At 43.8% G+C, this 22386-nt stretch carries 19 protein-coding genes; 4 read left to right on the top strand and 15 right to left on the bottom strand.

Translation table 11 applies throughout. The features are described from left to right. Positions 1 to 22 precede the first annotated feature (22 nt). Genes CU633_RS18665 through CU633_RS18645 form a run of 5 tightly spaced genes read right to left on the bottom strand, consistent with a single transcriptional unit; the run spans position 23 to position 4838 of the window. Positions 23 to 1375 carry an MmgE/PrpD family protein gene (locus CU633_RS18665; protein ID WP_101662085.1) on the bottom strand — a complete coding sequence of 451 codons (1353 nt, stop codon included), beginning with the start codon at positions 1373 to 1375 and terminating at the stop codon, positions 23 to 25. A 36-nt stretch (positions 1376 to 1411) separates the two neighbouring features. Then, complete coding sequence (locus CU633_RS18660) at positions 1412 to 2293, bottom strand: HpcH/HpaI aldolase/citrate lyase family protein (protein WP_101662084.1); 882 nt, start codon at positions 2291 to 2293, stop codon at positions 1412 to 1414. 56 nt (positions 2294 to 2349) lie between these two features. Further along, positions 2350 to 2994: a GntR family transcriptional regulator gene (locus tag CU633_RS18655; RefSeq protein ID WP_101662083.1), complete on the bottom strand. Its 645-nt coding sequence runs from the start codon at positions 2992 to 2994 to the stop codon at positions 2350 to 2352. Positions 2995 to 3018: 24 nt separating this feature from the next. Beyond that, positions 3019 to 4287 (bottom strand): TRAP transporter large permease, encoded by a 1269-nt coding sequence (locus CU633_RS18650; protein ID WP_101662082.1) that lies wholly within the window; start codon positions 4285 to 4287, stop codon positions 3019 to 3021. Further along, positions 4284 to 4838, bottom strand: a complete 555-nt coding sequence (locus CU633_RS18645) for a TRAP transporter small permease (protein WP_101662081.1) — start codon at positions 4836 to 4838, stop codon at positions 4284 to 4286. Before CU633_RS18645 ends, CU633_RS18650 begins: the two co-directional genes overlap by 4 nt. A gap of 223 nt (positions 4839 to 5061) precedes the next feature. Here CU633_RS18645 and CU633_RS18640 point away from each other — a divergent pair, with 223 nt between their 5' ends. Genes CU633_RS18640 through CU633_RS18630 form a run of 3 tightly spaced genes read left to right on the top strand, consistent with a single transcriptional unit; the run spans position 5062 to position 7572 of the window. Then, on the top strand, positions 5062 to 5646 hold the full coding sequence (locus tag CU633_RS18640) for an amino acid synthesis family protein (protein WP_101662080.1): 585 nt from the start codon (positions 5062 to 5064) through the stop codon (positions 5644 to 5646). Beyond that, the gene (locus CU633_RS18635) at positions 5643 to 6596 is read left to right on the top strand and encodes an NAD(P)-dependent oxidoreductase (protein ID WP_101662079.1); all 954 of its coding nucleotides are present in this window, start codon (positions 5643 to 5645) and stop codon (positions 6594 to 6596) included. Before CU633_RS18640 ends, CU633_RS18635 begins: the two co-directional genes overlap by 4 nt. After that, positions 6541 to 7572 (top strand): DctP family TRAP transporter solute-binding subunit, encoded by a 1032-nt coding sequence (locus CU633_RS18630; protein WP_101662078.1) that lies wholly within the window; start codon positions 6541 to 6543, stop codon positions 7570 to 7572. The genes CU633_RS18635 and CU633_RS18630 overlap by 56 nt, the downstream gene beginning before the upstream one ends. A 272-nt stretch (positions 7573 to 7844) precedes the next feature. On the opposite strand, the gene CU633_RS18625 is transcribed toward CU633_RS18630, so the two are convergent. From CU633_RS18625 to CU633_RS18590, 8 genes are all read right to left on the bottom strand, one after another. Further along, positions 7845 to 8927: a tartrate dehydrogenase gene (locus tag CU633_RS18625; protein WP_101662077.1), complete on the bottom strand. Its 1083-nt coding sequence runs from the start codon at positions 8925 to 8927 to the stop codon at positions 7845 to 7847. Position 8928: 1 nt separating this feature from the next. Next, positions 8929 to 9513: a Fe-S-containing hydro-lyase gene (locus tag CU633_RS18620; RefSeq protein ID WP_101662076.1), complete on the bottom strand. Its 585-nt coding sequence runs from the start codon at positions 9511 to 9513 to the stop codon at positions 8929 to 8931. Positions 9514 to 9525: 12 nt separating this feature from the next. Further along, positions 9526 to 10368 (bottom strand): fumarate hydratase, encoded by an 843-nt coding sequence (locus CU633_RS18615; protein WP_101662075.1) that lies wholly within the window; start codon positions 10366 to 10368, stop codon positions 9526 to 9528. Positions 10369 to 10384: 16 nt separating this feature from the next. Then, complete coding sequence (locus tag CU633_RS18610; protein ID WP_101662074.1) at positions 10385 to 11044, bottom strand: GntR family transcriptional regulator; 660 nt, start codon at positions 11042 to 11044, stop codon at positions 10385 to 10387. Between the two features lie 373 nt (positions 11045 to 11417). Further along, entirely contained in the window at positions 11418 to 12632 is a 1215-nt protein-coding gene (locus CU633_RS18605; RefSeq protein WP_101662073.1) for a CaiB/BaiF CoA transferase family protein, read from the bottom strand. A 65-nt stretch (positions 12633 to 12697) separates the two neighbouring features. Next, positions 12698 to 13867, bottom strand: a complete 1170-nt coding sequence (locus tag CU633_RS18600) for an acyl-CoA dehydrogenase family protein (RefSeq protein WP_101662072.1) — start codon at positions 13865 to 13867, stop codon at positions 12698 to 12700. Positions 13868 to 13987: 120 nt separating this feature from the next. Continuing rightward, positions 13988 to 14788 carry an enoyl-CoA hydratase/isomerase family protein gene (locus CU633_RS18595; protein WP_101662071.1) on the bottom strand — a complete coding sequence of 267 codons (801 nt, stop codon included), beginning with the start codon at positions 14786 to 14788 and terminating at the stop codon, positions 13988 to 13990. Positions 14789 to 14839: 51 nt separating this feature from the next. Continuing rightward, positions 14840 to 15760, bottom strand: coding sequence for a hydroxymethylglutaryl-CoA lyase (locus tag CU633_RS18590; RefSeq protein WP_101662070.1), 921 nt, complete (start codon positions 15758 to 15760; stop codon positions 14840 to 14842). 304 nt (positions 15761 to 16064) lie between these two features. Here CU633_RS18590 and CU633_RS18585 point away from each other — a divergent pair, with 304 nt between their 5' ends. Continuing rightward, a complete protein-coding gene (locus CU633_RS18585) occupies positions 16065 to 18104 on the top strand; it encodes a molybdopterin oxidoreductase family protein (protein ID WP_101662069.1) in 2040 nt (679 codons plus the stop codon). A gap of 77 nt (positions 18105 to 18181) precedes the next feature. Here the strand turns inward: CU633_RS18585 and solA are convergent, their stop codons facing one another. Both solA and CU633_RS18575 read right to left on the bottom strand, forming a co-directional pair. Continuing rightward, positions 18182 to 19306 (bottom strand): N-methyl-L-tryptophan oxidase, encoded by a 1125-nt coding sequence (solA, locus tag CU633_RS18580; protein ID WP_101662108.1) that lies wholly within the window; start codon positions 19304 to 19306, stop codon positions 18182 to 18184. A gap of 270 nt (positions 19307 to 19576) precedes the next feature. Continuing rightward, complete coding sequence (locus tag CU633_RS18575; RefSeq protein WP_101662068.1) at positions 19577 to 21973, bottom strand: penicillin acylase family protein; 2397 nt, start codon at positions 21971 to 21973, stop codon at positions 19577 to 19579. Positions 21974 to 22386 lie beyond the last annotated feature (413 nt).

The raw sequence follows: 22386 nt of genomic DNA, 5'->3' as shown, positions 1-22386 counted from the left end.
AAGCGTCAGCTCTTTTTGTTTACTATTTTTTAATGTTCGCTGCCGCAGGTGTACAAAGCTCAAAAAAACCGGTCAGGTCTTCCAGCTCTTCAAAACGGCTCATCATTTCAATGAGCTGCTGTTTGGCCTCTCTCCTGATGATGTTAGCAGTTACATCCATGAACTTATCCTCAAGCTGCTGGTTTGTCATCGGTTTTAGCGCACTTCCGACAGCATGCTCAACAAAATGGCTGAGTTCGCGTCCGTCTTTTAGCTTTACTGCAATCCGCGCCTGGTCTTCTTTAATTCTCTTATCAATAATAAGCTTGATTTTACTTCTCAGGGATTTGACATTTTCTTGATTAACAAATTCATCAGTAAATTCCTCAACGCCCGCCTTTAAGTTAAAGAATGCTGCAGCAACACAATGGAAAACACTGAACTTTCCTTCAAGCCCTTTGGTAATAGCCGTCTTCCCTGTAAGCTCTTTGACTAATGGATGGCCGGTAATCTCTATTGATTCTACATCTTCTGCCTTCAGCTGGTGCGTTTTTTGGATGGTGATGATACCGTCAATTGCAGGGTGGGTTACAATACCGCTGGCAAATGGCTTATAACTGTTCTTCTCAATTTCCCACTTGTCACCCCATTTTTCAGTTATAACCTCTAGTTTGTTCTCTTCCGACAGCACCTTCACAAAACCTCTTTCTGCTTCGAGCGGGTGTTCTGAGCTGATAAAGCCTTGCCCGGCCATTAAAGAAGCGAGCAGGCCGTTCATCGCTGCTTTTCCAGGGTGCAGTGGCTTTGTTTCGGTACCAAACATTTCGCGTAAGCCAACCGGTTCAGCCGCCGCAATGCCAATGGCATAAGCTGCTTTTTTCTCATCCAGGCCTTGCAGCTTGCTTACAGCTGATGCTGCACCAATGCCGCCGACACTTCCTGTAATATGCCAGCCGCGCCAGTAATGTGATGGATATACGCTGAGCGCAAGCCGTGCCGCCACTTCACAGCCAATGATAAAGGCTTCGAGCACATCCTTTCCGCTCTTCCCCTCTTTTTCCGCGTAGGCGAGGATGGCAGGAAAAACAGGAGCAGACGGATGGAGCACTGTTTCAAGCAAAGTATCATCAAAATCGTATATATGAGATGACATTCCATTTAATAAAGCTGCAAACAAGATATCCGTTTTTTCATTTCTTCCGAATATCGTTGCCTTCCCACGGCTTCCTGTCATGTTCGCCACGGCGAATACTTTGTCCATCGAAACGTGCCCTGCCGCCCCGATCGCGACTCCAAGCCAGTTCAATAGGCTTCGTTTTGCTTCTATTATGGCAATTTCTCCCATTTGTTCATATTTCGTCTGTGTGATATAGGATGCTAATTGTGATGTTACCATTCTTTCAGTCTCCTTTGACAGAATTCCATATTATTACTATTGACTCTCAACTCCTTCCGAGACAGAGTATTGCAGAAGCCCCTTGGCTTTTTTGTACACAGGATAATCAACAAGCTTTTTGCCAACGGAGATTGAGGCAACCCCCTGTTGCTCGGCTTCTTCAAAGGCACTGACTATCTCCATTGCATTATCGAGCTCTTTTTGCGATGGAGTAAATACTTCGTGAATAGCTGCTAATTGCTTTGGATGGATAGCAAGCTTAGCTTTAAACCCTAACTGCTTTGCCCGCAGCGCTTCCAGCTTCAGTCCTTTCTCATTTGCGAGGTCTGGGTAAACAGCGTCAACAGGACTTCCTTTGCCGGCAGCCCGTGAAGCATTGACAATCTGCGACCGTGCGTAAAATAACTCTTCTCCTCCTTCTGTCAACTCACAATCTACATCAAGAGAGTAGTCAATCGATCCAAATACAAGACATGGTATGCGCTGGTGGGATGCAGCGATTTCGTAAGCAAAATGGACTCCGGCCGCTGTTTCAATTAATGGAAGCACTTTAAACTGATCCATCTCATCCTGGTTTTTCCTTTCCATGATTTGCTCCGCAACCTCACATAAGCGAATCATGTTTGCTGCATTTTCTGCCTTTGGAACAATTATCCCAGCGGCCCTTGTCTCGATCGCCGTCTCAAGGTCTGCGCGCCAAAAAGATGTTAGCATGTCATTGATCCTGATGAAAACCTCTTTTGGGGGCTTATTGTTATTAAGAAATTGTTTTATTCGCTCTCTTGCCGCTTCTTTTTCATTGATTGCCACCGCATCTTCAAGGTCGAAAATAACGCAGTCAGAATCACTAGCTACCGCTTTCTCCATCATTTTTACTGAAACCGAAGGTACAAATAAATATGATCTTCTAATACCCAACCTCATTTCTCCTCTCCATAGATGGATATTGGATACAATTCATCTAACAAAATGGCTTACTCCAACAGCTGAGTAAGCATGTTGCCTGCCCTCATGATGTGCTGTTCAACCAGGAGCCTCAGTTTCAATGGATCTTTTTCGGCTAACGTCTTGAGCATTTCCTTATGTTCCTTATTTGAATCCTTCACCATAGCTGGGACCAAGCTCGGCACATAAGCAGGATAACCCTCGATGAATTGCTTGCTGAGTAATTTTACTTTTTTCCATTTGCATCCCTTTTGCAAAAGCAAATGAAACTGCTTATTGTGAAAGACAAAAGAATCAATATTTTCATTATCGATATCTTTATCCATTTGTTGTATCAGGACTTCAAGCTCGGCAAAATCTTCCTCGGTAAGAAAGCACATTGATTTTTGGACTGTCATTCCTTCCAGCTGAGATCGAAGAAAATACAGCTCCTCAATATCATCCCGCGTTATTCCGATGACAACGGCACCTTTATGGGGAAGCAGCTCGACCAGCCCTTCTCTTTCAAGACTCCTCAGCGCCTCTCTTACCGGCATTCTGCTGACCCCAAGTTTTGCAGCCAATTCATCTTGAATCAGCCTTTCGCCAGGTTTCAGTATTTGGGTAAAAATTGCTTTTCTAATAGTCGAGGTTACCTTTTCCTCCAAAGTCATAAAATCCAATGTTTGTTTCATAAAAGATATCCCTTCTATAGACTTCTATTTTGTAAGGTATAGAGAAATCTGCGGAAAGATGACCACGATAACCAAAGCAAGAATCATCAATCCAAAAAATGGAACGACCCCTCTTACTACAGCACCGACTTTTTCCTTTGATATTCCGCTGACCACAAAAAGATTTAATCCGACAGGCGGTGTAATCATTGCAAGCTCCATGTTGATGGTCATAATAATGGCGAAATGGATGACATTGATATCAAACAGCGCCAGTACCGGTAAAAGGATTGGCAGCGTGATAAGGATAATGGCTACAGATTCGAGGAACATTCCCATCACGAAGAACATCAGGTTTACACCCAGCATAAAAATCCATTTGTTTGTAGTGCTTTCCTCAATCCAATACGCAAAATTCTGCGGAACCTGTTCTGTTGTCAAGAACATTCCGAAAATCATTGCCGAGGCAATGACAAGGAAAATCATTGCAGTAATATTAATTGATTCTTTCAGCACTTCCCGGAATCTGGAGAACGACAGTTCCCTGTAGATAAACACGGAAACTAATACACCATAAAGACAGGCAAGGAATGCTGCTTCCGTAGGGGTGACAATTCCGGAATAAATCCCCCCTAATATGATGATTGGCAGAAGGAAACCGGGAATTGCTTTAATAGATTTCTTGATCCTTTGATTTATTGATTCTTTTGGCAGTTTGCCATAGTTATTGATTCTGGCATGTATGATAGCGGAAACAAGAAGGATTCCCCCAAGCAACAGACCGGGGATAATTCCAGCCGCAAACAGCTTACCGACCGACTCCTCAGCCACTGAGGCATATATGATTAATGGAATCGACGGAGGTATCAGAATCCCAAGCGTTCCTGATGCTGCAACAAGACCCATCGCATATCTTTTGCTGTATCCTGAATTTACCATTCCAGGAATCATAATGCTCCCGATAGCAGCTGCAGTTGCGGGGCTGGACCCAGAAATAGCTGCAAATACCATACAGGCAAGGACAGTTACTACAGCGAGACCACCGCGCATGTGGCCAACCCAGGATTTTAAAGCTTCAATTAAATAAAATGAAATACCACCCTTTGACATGATTATACCGGCAAATACAAATCCTGGAATTGCCATCAGAGTAGTTGAGTTTAATGAGTTAAACATTTTTTGGATAACAGTATATAGTGTAAAATCAATCATCGACAATGCTATAATACTCGATAAGCCAAGGCTTACTGCGATTGGAACGCGTATCAGGCATAACAGTGCAAATGTTAGAAACAATATGATGACCGGACTCATGCCCCTACCTCCTTCTGACCGTCGATCTGTTCTGCTTCTTTTAATTCCTCGTATAACATCTCAATTTCGCCCAGTAATTCACGCCGATCACCTTTTGCTGCCCGGTACGCCTTCAAACAGAAATAGATACCAAGCAAAGTCATGCCTATTGGAAGTATCAGATAGGTAATCCAAATGGGAATTCCAACATCGATGGTCTTGGTCCCCTGCTCTTTTGAAAGCGTTATCAATTCTATCGATGAAAAAGCCAGATAAAAGGAGAACGCTGCTCCTATCAGATTTGCGATTGTCGCCATAACCTTCTTCAGGCCATCCGGAAGGTGATCGAACAGCAGTTCAACTTGAATATGCCTATTATCCTTCAATGCCATGCCAAAACCGATAAAAATTGACCAAACCAGCAAAAACTCGAAAATTTCCGTAGTCCAGGAGACAGGAGCATTTGCAACATACCTCATGAACACGCCATACAAACTGACCAATACCCCTGCAATGAACAGCAACCCGGTAATACTTTCTTCAACGGTATCAAGCCATTTTGACAGTTTCATTCATTCCAACTCCTTTTTTGTCGATTGTATCCAATCTTTTATATGGCTAGTTTTCAATATACTAGAAAATATCCGAAAAATAAATAGAAAATTTTGATTCTTATTTATTTTTTATGTATTCACAATTTTTGTTCATTCTGTTATACTTTTTTTACTACATGTGGTCTGGCCACCCACAGATGTAGATTGTATCCAAAATCCAATTATAAAGGAGGAGGACTAAATGGAACCAAAAATCAGAAAAATTGTAACCATCTGTGAAGAAACTTTTATTGAAGGATTTAAAAAAGCGGAAAAACCAGTACGCATTGGAGTGGCGATGGCTGTCATCCACAATCCGTACGCCGGGAAATATGTAGAGGATTTGCAGCCGTTAGTGAAAGCGTATTCAGAACACCTTGGACACCTGCTGCCACAAAAAGCAATGGAGGCACTGGGCATTTCGGGTGATGAAGTTGAAGGATATGGAAAAGGTGCTCTTGTTGGCCTCGATGGTGAAATTGAACACGGATCTGCAATTATCCATACATTAACATTTGGAAATCCTTTCCGTTCCATTTGCGGCAATTCTGAAACGCTCCTCCCATCTGCTGAAAAACGGGCAGGCGCCGGGAGCAGTCTCGATTTGGCAATCAAGCATAAAATGGACCCAAAAACGAGAAGCCATCATATGACTTTTGAAACAAGAATTCCTGATGCTCCGCGAAACGATGAAATTGTCATCGCTGCTGTCGTTGCAGCAAGCGGACGTGCCCATCCACGGATAGGCTCTTTACATAAAGAGCTTGAAGGAGTGTTCCCTTCTTGAACGAATATATTGGCTTTATCGGCCTTGGAAAAATGGGACTGCCTATGGCGGTCAACCTACTAAAAAGGGGCTATACCGTTTATGGATCGGATATAGATCATACAGCTTTAAAGGAGTTTATTTCTTTAGGGGGACGAACAGGAAGAATCTCGGATTGGATAAAAGAGATTAATTGTCTCATACTAATGCTCCCCTCTTCAGCAATCGTTGACCGGGTGATTGACGAAGTTTTGGAAGCGGCAGACTCTGCCGGGATCCTGCATCCCTCGTTGACAATCATTGATATGGGCAGTTCCTACCCTTCTTCAACAAAGGAAAACGGAATAAAGCTGAAGGAGCATCATATTGGGTTTCTTGATGCTCCTGTCAGCGGCGGCGTGAAAAAAGCGATCACTGCCGAATTGACCATTATGGTAGGCGGAGAACAAGACTCTTTTACAAATTGTAAGCGTTTGCTAAATGCGATGGGTGCAAATCTTTTTTATGTTGGTCCTTTAGGAAGCGGACATTTAATGAAGGCGGTCAATAATTACCTTTCAGCTTCACACCTACTGACAAGCTGTGAGGCGGTCCAATTACTTTCAAGTTACGGTGTTAACGAGGAAACCGCAATTAATGTGTTTAACCAAAGTACAGGCAGAAGCGGATCCACTGAGTATAAGTTTCCTGCTTTTATTTTAAACGAACGCTTTAATTCAGGTTTTAGCATTGAACTGATGACAAAGGATTTAGAAATGGCTAAAGACTTATTTTTAGAACTGGGGGCAGATACTTCCCTGCCGCAATCTGTATTCAACAGGTTTAATGAGGCAAGTCAGCTTCTTGAAGAGGAGGCTGACCATACAGAGATCTACAAATATGTATCTCGATATCTATTAACAAGGGGGAATAATGATGAAGAACGCGAGAAAATTATTTCTGACAGCCCTGATTCTGCTTTTAACATTTAGCCTTGCAGCTTGTGGAGGTTCCAAGGAAGCCGGAGGGACTGCGGAAGGTGCAGATGGAATCAAGGAAATGACAATCAAGATTTCGCACGTAGTTGCGGAAAATACGCCTAAACAACAGGGTGCGCTTGCGATGAAGGAATATATCGAAAAGGAATCTGGCGGTAAAATCAAAGTGCAAGTATACCCTAACAGCCAATTGTTTGGTGATAAAGACGAATACCAAAATCTTGTAGCTAACAACGTTCAATTCATTATTCCGGACATGTCTAAGCTTGTTGGGAATGACCCCGGCTTTAATGTTCCTGCGATGCCATTCTTGTTTGAATCCGATGAAGCGGCAATTGCGTTTTGGGACGGAGAAAAAGGCCAGGAAATCTTTAAACGGCTTGAAAAAGATGGTGTTTTGGGCCTTTCCATGTGGCCAAACGGCGCCAAACATATGACCAATGACAAAAAACCAATCAAAAAACCTGACGACTTAAACGGTTTGAAAATCAGGACACAAGGCGGACAGCTGCTTGAAGCTATGTACGCAAAACTGGGTGCAGGTTCTGCTTCGATTCCGTTCGGAGAACTCTATACCGCCCTTCAGCAAGGAACTGTTGACGGACAGGAGAATACTTACAGTAATATTGAATCAAAGAAATTTGACGAAGTCCAAAAGTATATGACCATCATGGGACACACTCGTGTAGATTACGCATTGCTAACTAACACAAAGTTCTGGGACGAACTTGACGGAAAAACAAAAGAAATCATTGAAAAAGGAGTTGAAGAAGGTACGAAAGTTGCGCGTGAATCCGCAGCAAAATTGAACGAAGAATCCTTGAACAAACTGAAAGAGCGTGGAAATATCAAAATTAACGAGGTTTCTGAGGAAGAGATTGATGCATTCAAAAAGGTTTTAGAGCCGGTATATAAAGAATGGGCTGAAACAATCGGCACGGACATTATTGAGGATGCAGAGAGCAAATAATAGTTGGATAGTTAAGTCATGAAGCACCGGATTGGTTCCGGTGCTGTTTTTTTAAGTTGCCATTCTTGAATTTCTATAAATTGACTTAATCCTCATTTTTCACAAAATCGGTTTTTGCTTTATTTTCGATTTATGTGTTTTATTCTCCAAAATCCAAGGGTATTTTCCAGAACAAAACAGTAACTGTTCCTGCCAATATGAACTTGTTCAGTGAATCTGAATGAAAAAAGCACGGCTATTAATTTTAGCCGCACTTTTTTAATTTTAAAAGATTAAGAGCTCTTTACCTCTCCGAAGGACAATTGCTTTAATCTAGAACAGACTGCCTCGCCTACTTCAGTTGTGGTGGCCTTACCGCCGATATCAGGCGTTTTTATTCCTGCATTTGTAACTTCTTCGATTGCGTCAAGTACCTTCCTCCCCAGTTCATATTCACCGAAATGGTCAAGCATCATTTTGGCTGTCCACATTTGTCCAATCGGATTGGCGATGCCCCTTCCGGAAATATCAGGAGCTGAGCCATGCACTGGCTCGAACATGGACGGATACTTACCGTTAACATTGATATTCGCAGCTGGTGCAATGCCGATGCTACCCATGATAGCACCCCCAATATCTGTTAAAATATCCCCAAATAAGTTGCTGGCAACAATAACATCGAATATATGCGGTTTTTGCACGAAAAATGCAGCAAGTGCATCAATATGGTAGGCAGCAGTCTGAACGTCAGGATAATCCCGTTTTATATCATTGAAAACTTCATCCCAAAAGGGCATTGAGTGGACGATGCCATTCGATTTAGTAGCTGAAGTGAGATGGCCCCGGCGTTTTTTTGCAAGCTCGAATGCATACCGCATTGCACTCTCAGTCGCTTTTCGGGTAAAGACAGCGTTTTGTATAGCAATTTCTCCGTCTTCTCTATGAATCCTGCCGCCAACCTCACTGTATTCCCCCTCGCTGTTTTCTCTGACAACAATTAAGTCAAAATCTTTCGGATTAAGAAGCGGAGAGGTCAACCCTTTGAACATTTTCGCAGGGCGGATGTTAATCGACTGCTGGAATTCCCTCCTGATTTTAATCAATAGTCCCCATAATGAAACATGGTCTGGCACTAGCTGCGGATTGCCGACTGCTCCAAGAAAAATAGCATCATAGTTTTTTAAAATATCGAGACCATCAACCGGCATCATCTTTCCATGCTCAAGATAATATTCACAGCTCCATGGATAGTGTTTAAAGTCGAATTTTAGGCCGCCGTGGATTTCAGCTGCTGTTTGCAGTACTTTTAACGAGACAGGCACAACTTCTTTGCCAATCCCATCTCCAGGTATGACAGCGATTTCATAGTTTTTCATTTTAAGATACAACTCCCTTATCCATACTCACATTGTAATTCTGATACTTCGCTATCTCCTGTTTATACAAGTCCCGGCCAGCTGCATCATAGGCGACGAGCAGCGGAAAATCTTCGACCTCAAGCTTCCTGATTGCCTCAGGGCCGAGGTCTTCATAAGCAACCAGTTCGACCGATTTGATCCGCCTGCTCAAAATAGTGGATAACCCGCCTATCGCCGCAAAATAAACTGCCCCATATTTTTTGCAGGCTTCTTTGACCATATCCCTCCTTGGGCCTTTTCCGATTGTTCCTTTTACTCCGTATTCGTACATGGCAGGGGCGTATGGGTCCATTCTGTATGCCGTTGTTGGCGCAACCGGGCCAATAATCTGGCCGGGTTTTGGCGGACAAGGACCGGCATAGAAAATAATTTCCCCTCTTAAGTCCACCGGCAATGGCTGATTGGCTTCGAGCAGCTCCACCATCCGTTTATGGGCAGCGTCACGGGCCATATAAATTGTGCCGGTAAGCAGAACACTGTCACCGATTTTCAGTTTCTGGATATCACTGTCTGTTACAGGGGTCTTTAGCCTGTATTTAGTCATTATTCATCCTCCTCATATCACAACTGTTTTTTTGCGGGCTGCGTGGCATTGGATATTGACCGCAACTGGGAGCGCCGTGATATGGCAGGGATACGTTTCAACTGGCACCCAAAGTGCGGTGCTCGTACCGCCTAACCCTTGAGGACCGATTCCTGTGTTATTGATTTCCTCCAGCAGTTCCTGCTCCAATTGGGCGATATGCGGGTCTGGATGATGAGTTCCGATTTCCCTAAGGACTGCATGCTTCGCAAGCGAGGTCACTTTGTCAAAGCTGCCACCGATCCCAACACCGACTATGACAGGAGGACATGCTTTCCCGCCGGCATCCTTAATGGTCTGAACGACAAATTGTTTGACGCCCTCGGCTCCTTCACCTGGAAGCAAAAACTTCATCGCACTCATGTTTTCGCTGCCGCCGCCTTTTGGAAGGACGGTGATTTTGATTTGTTCTCCTGGAACGATTTCCGTATGTACGACCGCGGGTGTGTTATCACCTGTATTAATACGCAGCAGCGGGTCACCGACCACAGATTTCCGGAGGTAGCCTTCACGGTATCCGATTCTGACTCCTTCCTGGATGGATTCGAGAAAATCTCCCCCAGTGACATGTATATCTTGGCCTATTTCCACAAAAACAACGGCCATACCAGTATCATGGCAATATGGCATATGGTTTTTCCTTGCCTCTTCGGCGTTTTCAAGGAGCTGCTCCAGAATTGATTTGCCGATGGGGGAAGCTTCTGTCACCGCTGCTTTTTTAAAACCGGCCAGAACATCCCCGGGCAGATAGTAACAGGCTTCCCAGCAGAGCTTAGCTACGGTCTCCGTAATGGTTTCCACCTCAACGATTCGCAATCTGATCTCTCCTTTTTTAACCAATCAATTTAATTAAATTCTCAAGGTCCTCTTGCGTATGCTCTGTTAATTTTTTTGCTGCTTCATCCGGATTTTTTTCTTTCATTGCTGTAAAAATGTCTCGATGCCCTTTTAAAATTACGGAGGCACGGTCTGGCCCCTCCATATTCAGGACCCGGTAATAATAAGTCAGTGAATGCAAATCATCTACCATTTTTTTTAGCCGCATATTGCCGCTGTAATCAATGATGCATTCATGGAAAAGCGCATTGTATTTGATAATTTCCTCTTTTTCCCCCCTTTTTATCGCTTCGTTGGTGTCTTCCAGCACCTTTTCAAGTTCAGCAAGGTCTTTCCCAGTTATTCGTTCTGTGGCTAATGCCACTGCAGTTGATTCTAAAGCGACCCGGCACTCGTAAATATCCCTGACGTCCTGCAATGAAGGTTTATAGACGGAAAGCTGTGATTTTTCATCCATAATGATCAGCCCTTCATTGACTAATGCGCGAATCGCTTCCCGGACGGGACTGCGGCTGATCGCAAACTCCTTGGCGATCTGAGCTTCGTATAGCCTGTCACCCGGCTTATAAACACCCTGGAAGATCCTTGTTTTAATTGTCTGCTGAATTTGCTGGTAGTACGGTAACGCACGTTGTAAACTCGTTTGTTCGAACATGTTTTCTTGCTCCTTACCGCTATAAAGTTGTCATGGATGCTTGCTTTCAGTTTGAAGACTCGCGATGTGGGAAGTCTTATTAGTATCCTGAATATGGGCTCGTGTTTTGCACTCAGTCATTCACTTTAATGTCGGCTGTCGACATCTACTTATATAATAAAAGTTTTAGTCTGATTTTTCAAACTATTTTTAAATTTGACACTAGTTACTACCCGATTTCACTTCATTTTTCCAAACTGAATCAATAAATTTCCTTATGCTATTTTCAATTCCTTAATCTTCGATGATACAATTTCTTAATTGCAACTTTTAAATCCCTGACAAAATAGATATAACTCCTGACCAAAAAATCAGGAGTTATTTTTTGTAATTGTCACTGGGACTCAACTTTTTTATTCTCAGCCTGTATTATTCCACTATCCAAAAGCAGTTCAACTTTCGCTTCATCATAACCAAGCTTTGTTAAAATGTCTTCGGTGTTCTCGCCAAGCTTTGGTGGAGCCTGCTTGATTTCGGCAGGTGATCCACTTAGTTCAAACGGAAGCCGCGGCAGCTTGAAATTATGGATGTTACCATGGGAAATACTCTTCCACATGCCCACCGCTTCAGTTTGCTCATCCTGTGCAACCTCGGAAATGGTTTTTATTTTTGAGCTCGGAACCCCTGCTCCAGCAAGCAAGCTTACCCATTCGTCAGCACGTCTGGATTGGAGGATATTTTCAATGGCGTCTTTTAATTCATCGCGGTTTTCAACACGCAATGGATTTGTTTTGTAGCGAGGATCCTCCGGCCATTCATCCTTTCCGAGAACCTTGCATAAGCGTTCAAATAATGAATTGTTGGATATACCAATCATCACATGGGCATCAGCTGCCTGAAACGCGCCATACGGCGCAAAGGCTGTGTGGCCGGCACCGGATTTTTCCGGTTCTTTACCAGTCGCAAGCCAAGAAAGCATATGATAGCCCACCCAGAATACACCTGTTTCATATAATGAAGTAGTAACCCTCTGCCCTTCACCGGTTTTTTGCTTGTGCAATAAGGCTGAAAGCACACCAATCGCTCCCCACATCGCACTGCCCTGGTCAAGAACGGACACAGGAACACGGGCAACTTCTGCACCTTCTGCCCCATTAATTCCTATGATGCCTGAATCAGCCTGGGCGATCGCATCATAGCCGGCTCTCTGGCTTAGCGGACCGTCCTGTCCATAAGCGGAAAGCGAACAATACACAAGCGAAGGGTTCAGCTCTTTTAATCTGTTGTAGCCTAATCCTAGCTCCTCTGCTTTTTTAAGACGAAAGTTCTCTACAAAAACATCTGCAGTTTGTACGAGATCATAGACAATCTCCCGTCCGCTTTCCTGTTTTAAATCAATGACGATCGATTTTTTGTTCCGGTTAATATGGAGAAAATAAACTCCCTCCCCTTCCCAAAAGGGACCCATTCCCCTTGAATCATCACCAATATCAGGGCGTTCGATTTTGATAATTTCCGCTCCTAAATCGGCAAGGATCATGGTTAAACTAGGTCCGGAAATATTGGTCGTAACATCTACTACTGTTATGCCGCTTAATGGTCCAGCCATTTTCAGTCCTCCTTTTAAGTAAGAGAGGACCTGCTGCAAGGTCCTCTGCGCGTTTATGCAATCTGTTAGAACGAACGAGGCAATCCTAACACGTGCTGGCCAACATAGCTCACAACCAGGTTGTTTGTAATCGGCGCGACAATAAACAAACGGGCTTCCCGGAATTTTCTTTCAATATTATATTCAGTTGCAAAGCCATATCCGCCATAAGTATCCATCGCGGCATTTGCTGCACGCCATGTTGCTTCTGAAGCCAGATATTTTGCCATGTTTGCTTCCGTACCGCAGTTCACTCCGGCATCAAAAAGCTCAGCGGCCTTATCTCTCATTAATTTTGCAGCTTGAATATCCATGTATGCTCTTGAAATAGGGAACTGAACTCCCTGGTTCTGGCCGATTGGCCTTCCGAATACAACACGTTCATTAGCGTATTGAACTGATTTATCAACGAAGTACATGCCATCGCCGATGGATTCAGAAGCAATCAGAATACGCTCAGCATTCATTCCGCCTAACACATAACGGAAGCCCTTTCCTTCCTCACCGATCAAGTTTTCAACAGGAATTTCAGCATTTTCAATAAAGACTTCAGTTGTTGCATGGTTAATCATCGTGTCAATAGGACGAATATTGATTTTATCGGCCTGGTCTTTCATATCTAAAATAAATAAGCTTAATCCGTCTGTTTTCTTGGCGACCTGGTCCTTCGGGGTCGTTCTCGCAAGCAGCATCATTAAATCGGAATGCTCCGCTCTTGATGTCCAAATTTTCTGGCCATTCACAATATAATGATCGCCTCTTCTCTCAGCAAATGTCTGGATACTTGTTGTATCACTTCCAGCGGTAGGCTCAGTAATACCAAAAGCCTGCAGGCGAAGCTCCCCGCTTGCAATTTTCGGAAGGAATCTTTGCTTCTGGTCTTCGTTCCCATGTTGAAGCAATGCACCCATTGTGTACATTTGCGCATGGCAGGCTCCCGCATTTCCGCCGGAACGGTTGATTTCCTCTAAAATAATTCCCGCTTCCTTCATACCAAGACCTGCTCCACCATACTCTTCAGGAATCAGTACAGACAGCCAGCCTTCTTCGGTTAACGCCTTAACAAACTCTGTTGGATAAGCATCTCTGCTATCAAGATCTCTCCAGTATGTTTCAGGAAAGCGCTCACATAAAGTTCGAACGCTTTTGCGTATCATTTCAAGCTCTGTGTTTTCCAAAGTATTAGTGTGTGACATTTTTTTCCCTCCAATTTATTTGGGTTTATTAATTAAATACGGAGTACGAACTGTCAGGATTTTATTGGCAAGTGGTAAAAAATCGATTGACAAACCGGGATTGGCAGTAAAACTTATCAATTATCTGCCCTTCCATTCAGGTGCGCGTTTTTCATTAAACGCATAAATGCCTTCAAGCCGATCCTCAGAGTTTGCACATTTGTAATAGGCTTCTAATTCAAATGCAATCCCTGTTGCTAAATCGGTTTCTGTTCCTCTATTTACGGCTTTTTTAATTGCCTGTAAGGAAAGCGGTGCATTTTTGGCGATTGTATCTGCCAGCCTGATTGTTCCATTCAAAAGCTCATCTGCAGAAAATAATTCGTTTATAAGTCCCCATTGGCGCCCCTCGTCTGCCCCAATCCGTTTCCCTGAAAACAGCATTTCCTTCGCAAGGCCAATCGGCAGTATCCGGGACAAGAGCTGAGTGCCACCGATACCTGGAATAAGCCCAAGCTTTGCTTCCGGCAGTCCTACCTGTGCGTGCTCTGCTGCTGTGCGGAAATCACAGCTAAGGGCTATTTCCATTCCTCCGCCTAAGGCAAATCCGTTTACAGCACCAATTACAGGAAAGGGGAATTCGCGGATTTGTGCTGTTACCTCTTCAAAATAATCATGCTGCTTTTTCCAATCCTTCTGGGACATGCCATTCCGTTCCTTCAGATCGGCGCCAACACAAAAGCTCTTTGTTCCCGAGCCAGTTACAATCACAACGCGGACAGTCTCATCATATTTAAGCTCATGAAAAGCTTCGATTAACTCGACTGCCATCTTCGTATTCATTGCATTCATTGCTTCAGGTCTATTTAATGTTAAAATGACAATTCCGCTATGGCTTACTGCTCTTTCGAGAGTAATTGTTTCAAAGGTTTTTACCGTCATATTTTGATCATCCTCTCCATAACAAATGTATTTAGATGATTCTAGTCAAATTTAGCTTGGGACGGGATATAAACGTGAGCTTTTCCCAGCTTTCATTACCTGTCCAGGCAGATCATGCCCTAAAATATCCCGCAGCTTACAGGAAGCCTCCAGGAGCTGATCAAGATGAATGCCAGTCTTGACTCCCATTTCTTCGAGCATGTGGACAACGTCCTCTGTTGAAACATTTCCTGTTGCCCCTGGAGCGAACGGACAGCCGCCGATGCCTCCTATTGAGCTATCATAAATGGTTACCCCTGCTTCTAAGCCTGCGATAATGTTCGCAAGACCCATTCCGCGTGTGTTATGAAAATGGCAGCCAATTTCAGCATTGGACCCTTCATTTTTAACCTGTTTCATCAATCCATACACTTGTTTTGGATTCGCCATTCCCGTAGTGTCAGCCAGTGTTACTCTTTTAGCACCATTCAATAAAAGCGCTTCCAAAATTGTCATTACGCGCTGCTCTGGAACTGCACCTTCAAAAGGGCATCCAAACGAAGTGGCTACGGTGACATTTATACGGATATTGTTTTCTTCTGCAAATCGTGATAGCTCCTTAAAGGTTTCTAAAGAGCTTTCAGTTGTTTGCCGGACATTTTGTTCGTTATGCGTATTACTTGCTGATAAAACAAAATTGGCTGTTTTCACGCCCACTGCTGCTGCGTTTTGCAGACCCTTTAAGTTCGGAACAAGAGCAACATTTTTTATGTCCTGATACTTCTCGATGCAGGTATAAAGCTCGGCTGTATTTGCCATTTGCGGAACCAGCTTTGGGTGAACAAAGGAACCAAATTCAATTTCGGTAACTTTCGCGTTGTACAATAAATTAAATAATTCCAATTTTTCATCAACCGTTAAAAGCTTTGACTCTAATTGGAGACCGTCCCTGAGACCTACCTCATAGATGGTCACTTGATCTTCTAGTTTCATATTTTTTATTCCCCCATTAAGTTGGAAAAATTTAAACTTATAAAAAAGGATACTGTATCCAATCTACAATTTCAACTGTTTTAATAATTTTCTTAATATTTTTAATAGAAGGTTTTTAGACAACCATCATCTATATTCCACCTGCTTGAGATTCTTTAAATAAGGGGATTTGCAGTCTAGAAACAGGTGCTTTTCCGTTGTATATAATTCATATTTTATTGATAGTATTTTTTAATTATTTTATTATATTAAATAACTAAATCAATAAAGCTCGTATTCAATATGATGTTTAAAGGAGAATTCCATGCAATCTTTTGTTGACCAAAAAACCGGCATCTTTCCTTCCGTCTGCTCGCTTGACTGTCCGGACCAATGCGGCCTGCTTGTCCATAAACAAGATGGAAAAATCGTAAAAATTCAGGGAGACCCGAACCACCCTGTTACAAAGGGGAATATTTGCAATAAGGTAAGAAACATGACCTCAAGGATTTACGATCCAAAACGGCTGCAATATCCGATGAAGCGGATTGGAAAGAAAGGCGAAGGAAAATTTGAACGAATAAGCTGGGGTGAAGCGATCAGTATGGTTGGTTCCCGCTGGAAAGAGCTGATTCGAACGGATGGACCTGAAAGTATTCTGCCCTACAGCTTCTATGGCAACATGGGAAGACTCAGTGCCGAGGGAATGGACCGCCGCTTTTTCCATCGATTAGGTGCCTCCAGGCTCGACCGGACAATTTGTTCAGTCGCCGGCAACGTTGGCTATAACTATACAATGGGAGGGAGCTTCGGCATCGACCCGGAGGATACGGTTTATTCAAAATTGATTATATTCTGGGGCATTAATGCCGTCAGCACAAACATGCATCAGGTTGCCCTTGCGCAAAAGGCAAGGAAAAACGGCGCGAAGATCGTAGTGATTGATGTACATAAAAACCAGACGGGACAATTCGCAGACTGGTTTATCCCCATTTTACCTGGCACGGATGCCGCCCTCGCGCTTGGCATGATGCATATTCTTTTCGCAGAAAATATGGCAGACAATGCTTTTCTGCAGCAATACACAATCGGATATGAAGAATTACGCGAGCATGTTGTCCAGTATGATCCGATTACAGTTTCCGGCATTACCGGTGTTCCAGTGGACGACATTTATAAGCTGGCCCGGATGTATGGCAGCACTTCACCCGCGTTTATCCGGATTGGAAATGGACCGCAGCATCATGATAACGGCGGCATGTGCATCCGGACGATCTCCTGTCTTCCTGCCATTACCGGCCAATGGCTGGTCAAGGGCGGCGGCGCGATCAAATCGAATGGTGGCTATCTTGCTCCGAATACGGCGGCTCTGCAGCGCCCTGATTTACTGAAAAACAAAAACACAAGGACGATTAACATGAACCTGCTTGGCCAGGCACTGCTTCAAGCAGACCCTCCTGTAAAAAGCTTATTTGTATATGGAACCAATCCAGCGGTTGTCGCGCCGGAAGGCAATAAAGTCAGAGAAGGACTGCTGCGGGAAGACCTGTTTACCGTTGTCCATGATTTGTTTTTAACAGAGACGGCCATGTACGCCGATCTGATCCTGCCGGCAACGAGTGCGTTTGAAAACACCGATTTGTATACCTCGTACTGGCATCACTATATCCAGATCCAGCAGCCGGTCATTGAACAATATGGTGAATCCAAATCAAATGTTGAAGTGTTCCGGCTGCTTGCTGAGGAAATGGGCTTTGAGGATCAAGCATTATATGAAACAGAAGCCGAAATGATCGCACAGGCACTTGATAACAAAAACAATCCGTATCTGGACGGGGTTGATTATGAGGAGCTGGCTGCCAACCAATTCGTAAAAGCAAATATAAAGCCCCTGCTTTCAGGAAAACTGGCGACACCTAGCGGAAAAATTGAGCTTTATTCAAAGAAAATGGAAAAGGACGGTTATCCTCCGCTGCCAACGTACACACCGCTAGTTCACGACGGTGACTTCCCGTTCTTGTTTGTGCCCGGGCCGAATCATAATTTCTTAAACACAACCTTTGCGAACAATGAAAAGCATATCCTGCTTGAAAAAGAACCCCGCCTGCACCTAAATGTGAAGGATGCTTCAACAAGAGGCATCAACGACGGAGATCTCATCCTGGTATGGAACGACCGCGGAGAATGTGTGCTCAAGGCTGCTGTAGGCGAAAATGTACTCGAAGGAGTAGCCGTCACGCAAGGGCTTTGGGCTGATCTCCCAGGCTCGAAGCAGCTCGTCAATACACTGACACCTGATCGAATCGCCGATATGGGAGGCGGCGCGACTTTCTTTTCGGGGCGTGTGAATGTTGAGAAATTGTAGCTGTTTATATGATTAATCTTCACCCCAAGGAGATGTACTCTCTTTGGGGCTTTTTTTGTAACGCTTTGAAAAAAATACTACAGAAACCTGGCAAGTGAAAACTCTGATATATCATGCTTCGTTTTGCCCTCGGTCACCATTTCAGACAGGATTTCCCCAACTACGCTGCTGAATTTAAACCCATGCCCGGAGAACCCGGCAGCAATAACGACACTGGGCATCTGAGGATGAACATCAATGATAAAATCTTCGTCCGGTGTCATCGAATACATACAAACCTGACCCTTGCTGGCAGTTTTCGAGGCAGACGGAAAATACGATTGGACAAACCGGGATAGATCCCCTTCATCCTCTTGCTGCGAGCCGAATTTTCGATCCATTTTATCAGGATCCACTTTTTGTCCGCTATCATGCCGGCCTACTTTAATACCCTTCCCGAAATCCGGAAAACCGTAGAAGGCGCTGTCTTCAAGCTGGAACACAAAAGCAGGAAAGTTTTGATGGCTATACTGTTTTTGTTCGTCTGCAAACCAGGCAACAGTTTTCCGGGTTGGTTCAATTGGCAGATTCAATTCGGCAAGGAGCTTCCCGGTCCACGCCCCTGCGCACACAATCACCTTTTCAGCATGATATTGAGTTTTTTTAGTATGTACGACAGCCCTGTCACCATGTTGCACGATCTCAACAACGTCAGTATTTGCGATCAACCTCGCTCCATTTTGAATGGCCAGATCCCTAAACGCCCGGATACATTCCTCCACAAGCAACACACCACTGGAGGTTTCCAGGCACCCAACGAAGTTCGCAGGTAAACGAAGACCTGGCCATCTTGTGTGGATTTCGTCTGAATTCAAATATATAATGGGAAGACTAAATTCTTTGGCAGATTCCATGATCTCTTTTAGAAAAGAAGAATCCGCATCCCCGATAGAGACAACGCCAGTGTTTAGGAAAAGCTCTTTCCCGGCTTCAAACTGAAGTTCATTCCAGAGCTGCTGGGCCCTTAGGGTCAGGGGCACATAACTTCTCCCTTCACCGTAAGCATGCCTGATGATCCTGGTTTCTCCATGGTGGCTGCCGATTGAATGGGGTGGATCATAGGAATCTATCATTAATGTTTTTACACCAAGCTTTGAAAGATAATAGCCTGCTGCCATTCCCATCGATCCTGCACCGACTATTACCACGTCAAAATGATTCACTGTCAATTTGTTCAACTCCCGCTTACTGTTTTGATCTTTTCACTCCGAATGCTCGCTTCCCCGATGTATTATTCGTTTTTACTCTCTTGTAATCTAGTCATACCATATCTTTAATATTACGTAAAAAAATATTAATTTGACGGCTAAATAAGTTAGAAAAAGACCTCCAGATATGTGTGTCACAATTGTAACGGCACGCATATTCCGAGGTCTTTTAAAATTAGAAACTAATTTTTAATTCGAGTTGGATAAAGCAATCTGCTACTACTTTTACTGTCCGGGCAGTAAAATAATCCGTTCTTCTGCTGCCTGCTCAATTTTATTCCGGCTATATAACAGCGGGATTGCTTCATCACTTGCCCACTTTTTAAATAAATCTTTGTAATGCCTGCTTTCCGGATCTCCGGATTGGCCCGGACTATTTACTGCAATGGAATTGTCCCATCTGCCAACATCCAGTACCATTCTGTAAGTTGCTCCGCTTGTCTGCCGGAAATTTGATCTTGAATAGCTTGTATTACCTACTGTGTCTCCACTTCCGCCACGAGGAACAGGCCCGACATTCAGGATTCTCCGTGTTCTTTCATCTACCAGACTTGAGAGCTGGTGTTCAAGGTAGACATGATGCAAATCACCCCATTGCCAGTCTTTCATACGTGGGCCAAGAAGTCCCTCCACTTGAGCAATGGCATTTTTTAAGCTGGTTAACAGGATTTGATCACGGGTATTTTCTGGATTAACGCCAAAGCGTTTATCCGGATTTTCTAATAAATCCAGGATCACAACCGGATCACCAGAACCGATATCGTTCGCTGCGGCTTTTGGAAGGATCTGTTGGACCACTGCTTTTCGCAAATGATTCTGATACCATACCTCAAACAAAGCACCAGCTGCAGAATCTGCGGATAGATTGCCATTCCACTTTTGAAGTAATTTCAAGCCGTCTTTTACTTTTTTATCATTTGATTTGAGACCATCCAGAAGGTCTGTAATCCGCCGTGCCGGAATGGATGAATAATCCGTCTGCAGACGAAGGGAATCTTCAATTCCTACTTTTTTCTTCTTATCTAATACTTCCTTAATTCGCTGATAGCGGTAAGGTGAACTCCATTCAAAGCCAAGCTTGTATTTTTCATAATCATAATCATCCGGCAGGTTCATTTCATTTGCAGAGCCAAGCCAGCCTTTTTCCGGATTATATTCGGACGGCAGATTTTCCTGATTTAGAAAACCGTCCCATTCATAGGTTCCGTCCCCTGGTACAGGAAGCAGACCATCCCAATTTTTGCGGACAGGAGTCAATCCGCCCGGCTTCCAGCCGATGTTTCCTTTTGTATCGGCATACACCTGATTTTCTGAAGGTGAACCCCAATTATTCATCGCCTTGCTGAATTCGTTCCAATTCTCTGCCCCCATATAAGCAAGGCTTCCCAAATAAGGAGCCATTCCCGGTTCCAGCCAGGCCGCTCTTAAAGCAAATGCACGATTATTCTTCTCGTCCTTGTAAATAACAGGTCCATGGCGAGTGAACTCCAGTTCTCCTGTCTCAGGGCTCTTGCCTTTTACTGCAATGTTTTCAGATACCCGCTTCATAGCTTCCCATTGACCCTTGTATTTATATTCCGAAGGATTATTTGGATTGGTTTCATAAACGTACAGGTCTTCCTGGTCAATGGCAAAGATCGTTAACCCGAACGCAGCCGTACCATTGTGTCCGATTGATATCCCCGGCAATACCGGTTCACCGCCTCCAATAACATTCATTCCTGGAGCGGATAAATGAGCAATATAACGAAGAGATGGAACCGCCAGTGTTCTATGAGGGTCATTGGCCAGGATTGGACGGCCCGTTTTTGACTTTTCAGGGGCTATTACCCAGTTGTTGCTTCCCAGGCTGGATGCGTCATGAATGCGGTCATTTAAGTTTTCCGTTTTGATTTTTCCAGAATTTTTATCAAAAGAAACTCCCTGTGTCGCCAAAGCATAAGTTTTTAGTACATCCTCAGGAATGTCATAAAGATTCAAGCCTTTCGGAATGCTTGTTTCCCATTCAGGTTCCAATCGTTGGCGTATTTTCTCTGCTTCTGCTCCATGCTTCCTTAAGGTAAGCGCCCGTGCGACTTCATTGTTAACGTTTCTTGTCAGCCCATGGCTCCGAATCCGGACGACGTCCTCCGGCTGCCATTTCGAAGGCTTATAGCCAAGCATCTTGAACTCCGGAGGAAGAAGATCAGGATTTTTTTCCGTCATTTCAATATAAGCATTGATACCGCTTACAAAAGAATTTACAATCTCCTTGGCATTAGGTCCATAGGATTGCCATTCCTTTTCCATGTCTCCACGATATAAAAATAGTCTTGTGGCTTTATCCTGCTCCACATATTCCGGCCCCAGTACCTCTGACAGCTTCCCAAGCCCGCGCATTCGCCATAAATCAATTTGCCATAAACGGTCTCGCGCCGCATTAAAGCCCTGCACGAAAAAAGCATCATCTTTTGAGCCTGCATATATATGAGGTATACCCCAGCGGTCAATAAGTATTTCCGCTGGTTTTTCCAGTCCGGAAACCGTGTACTTCGATGAAGGTTGTGCAGCATCACCGGCATTCAAAAATGGAGTTGTCACCAATAGCAAGCATGCAAGTACCAGCAAAGATATCTTTCTCAACGACTACCACTCCTTGAAATAAAATGTAATGCCTGTTCTTTACTCATTCTGCCGATTCTTCGCTTGCTCTTAAAATTATTGCCGAACTCTTGATGCTTCTTGTAATAGCCATAGACTTTCAATTCTTCCATTCGATTCTCAACTGGGTATCTGTTTGATAACTAAATCCGTCAAACGAACCAGCTCCTCTATCATTAGATAAATTTCACCATAATAATACAAAATATTAAGAATATTCACATCATACGATTTTACTTTTTTTTCTAATCTATAATACCCAATTGTTTCTGTTTTGAGGCATGCACATAGAAGCCCTCATTGTTATTAAACACTTTTTGTTAAGCCATTCATCGATATTAACAGACAGATGTGTGGATTGAAATTGACTCCCTACTTCCTTCCTTTTTGATGTA

Origin of the sequence: Bacillus sp. V3-13 (assembly GCF_002860165.1) — a bacterium.
Lineage (GTDB): Bacteria > Bacillota > Bacilli > Bacillales > Cytobacillaceae > Bacillus_BJ.
The sequence above is the reverse complement of the archived record's forward strand: the minus strand, read 5'-3'. Positions and strand labels throughout refer to the sequence as shown.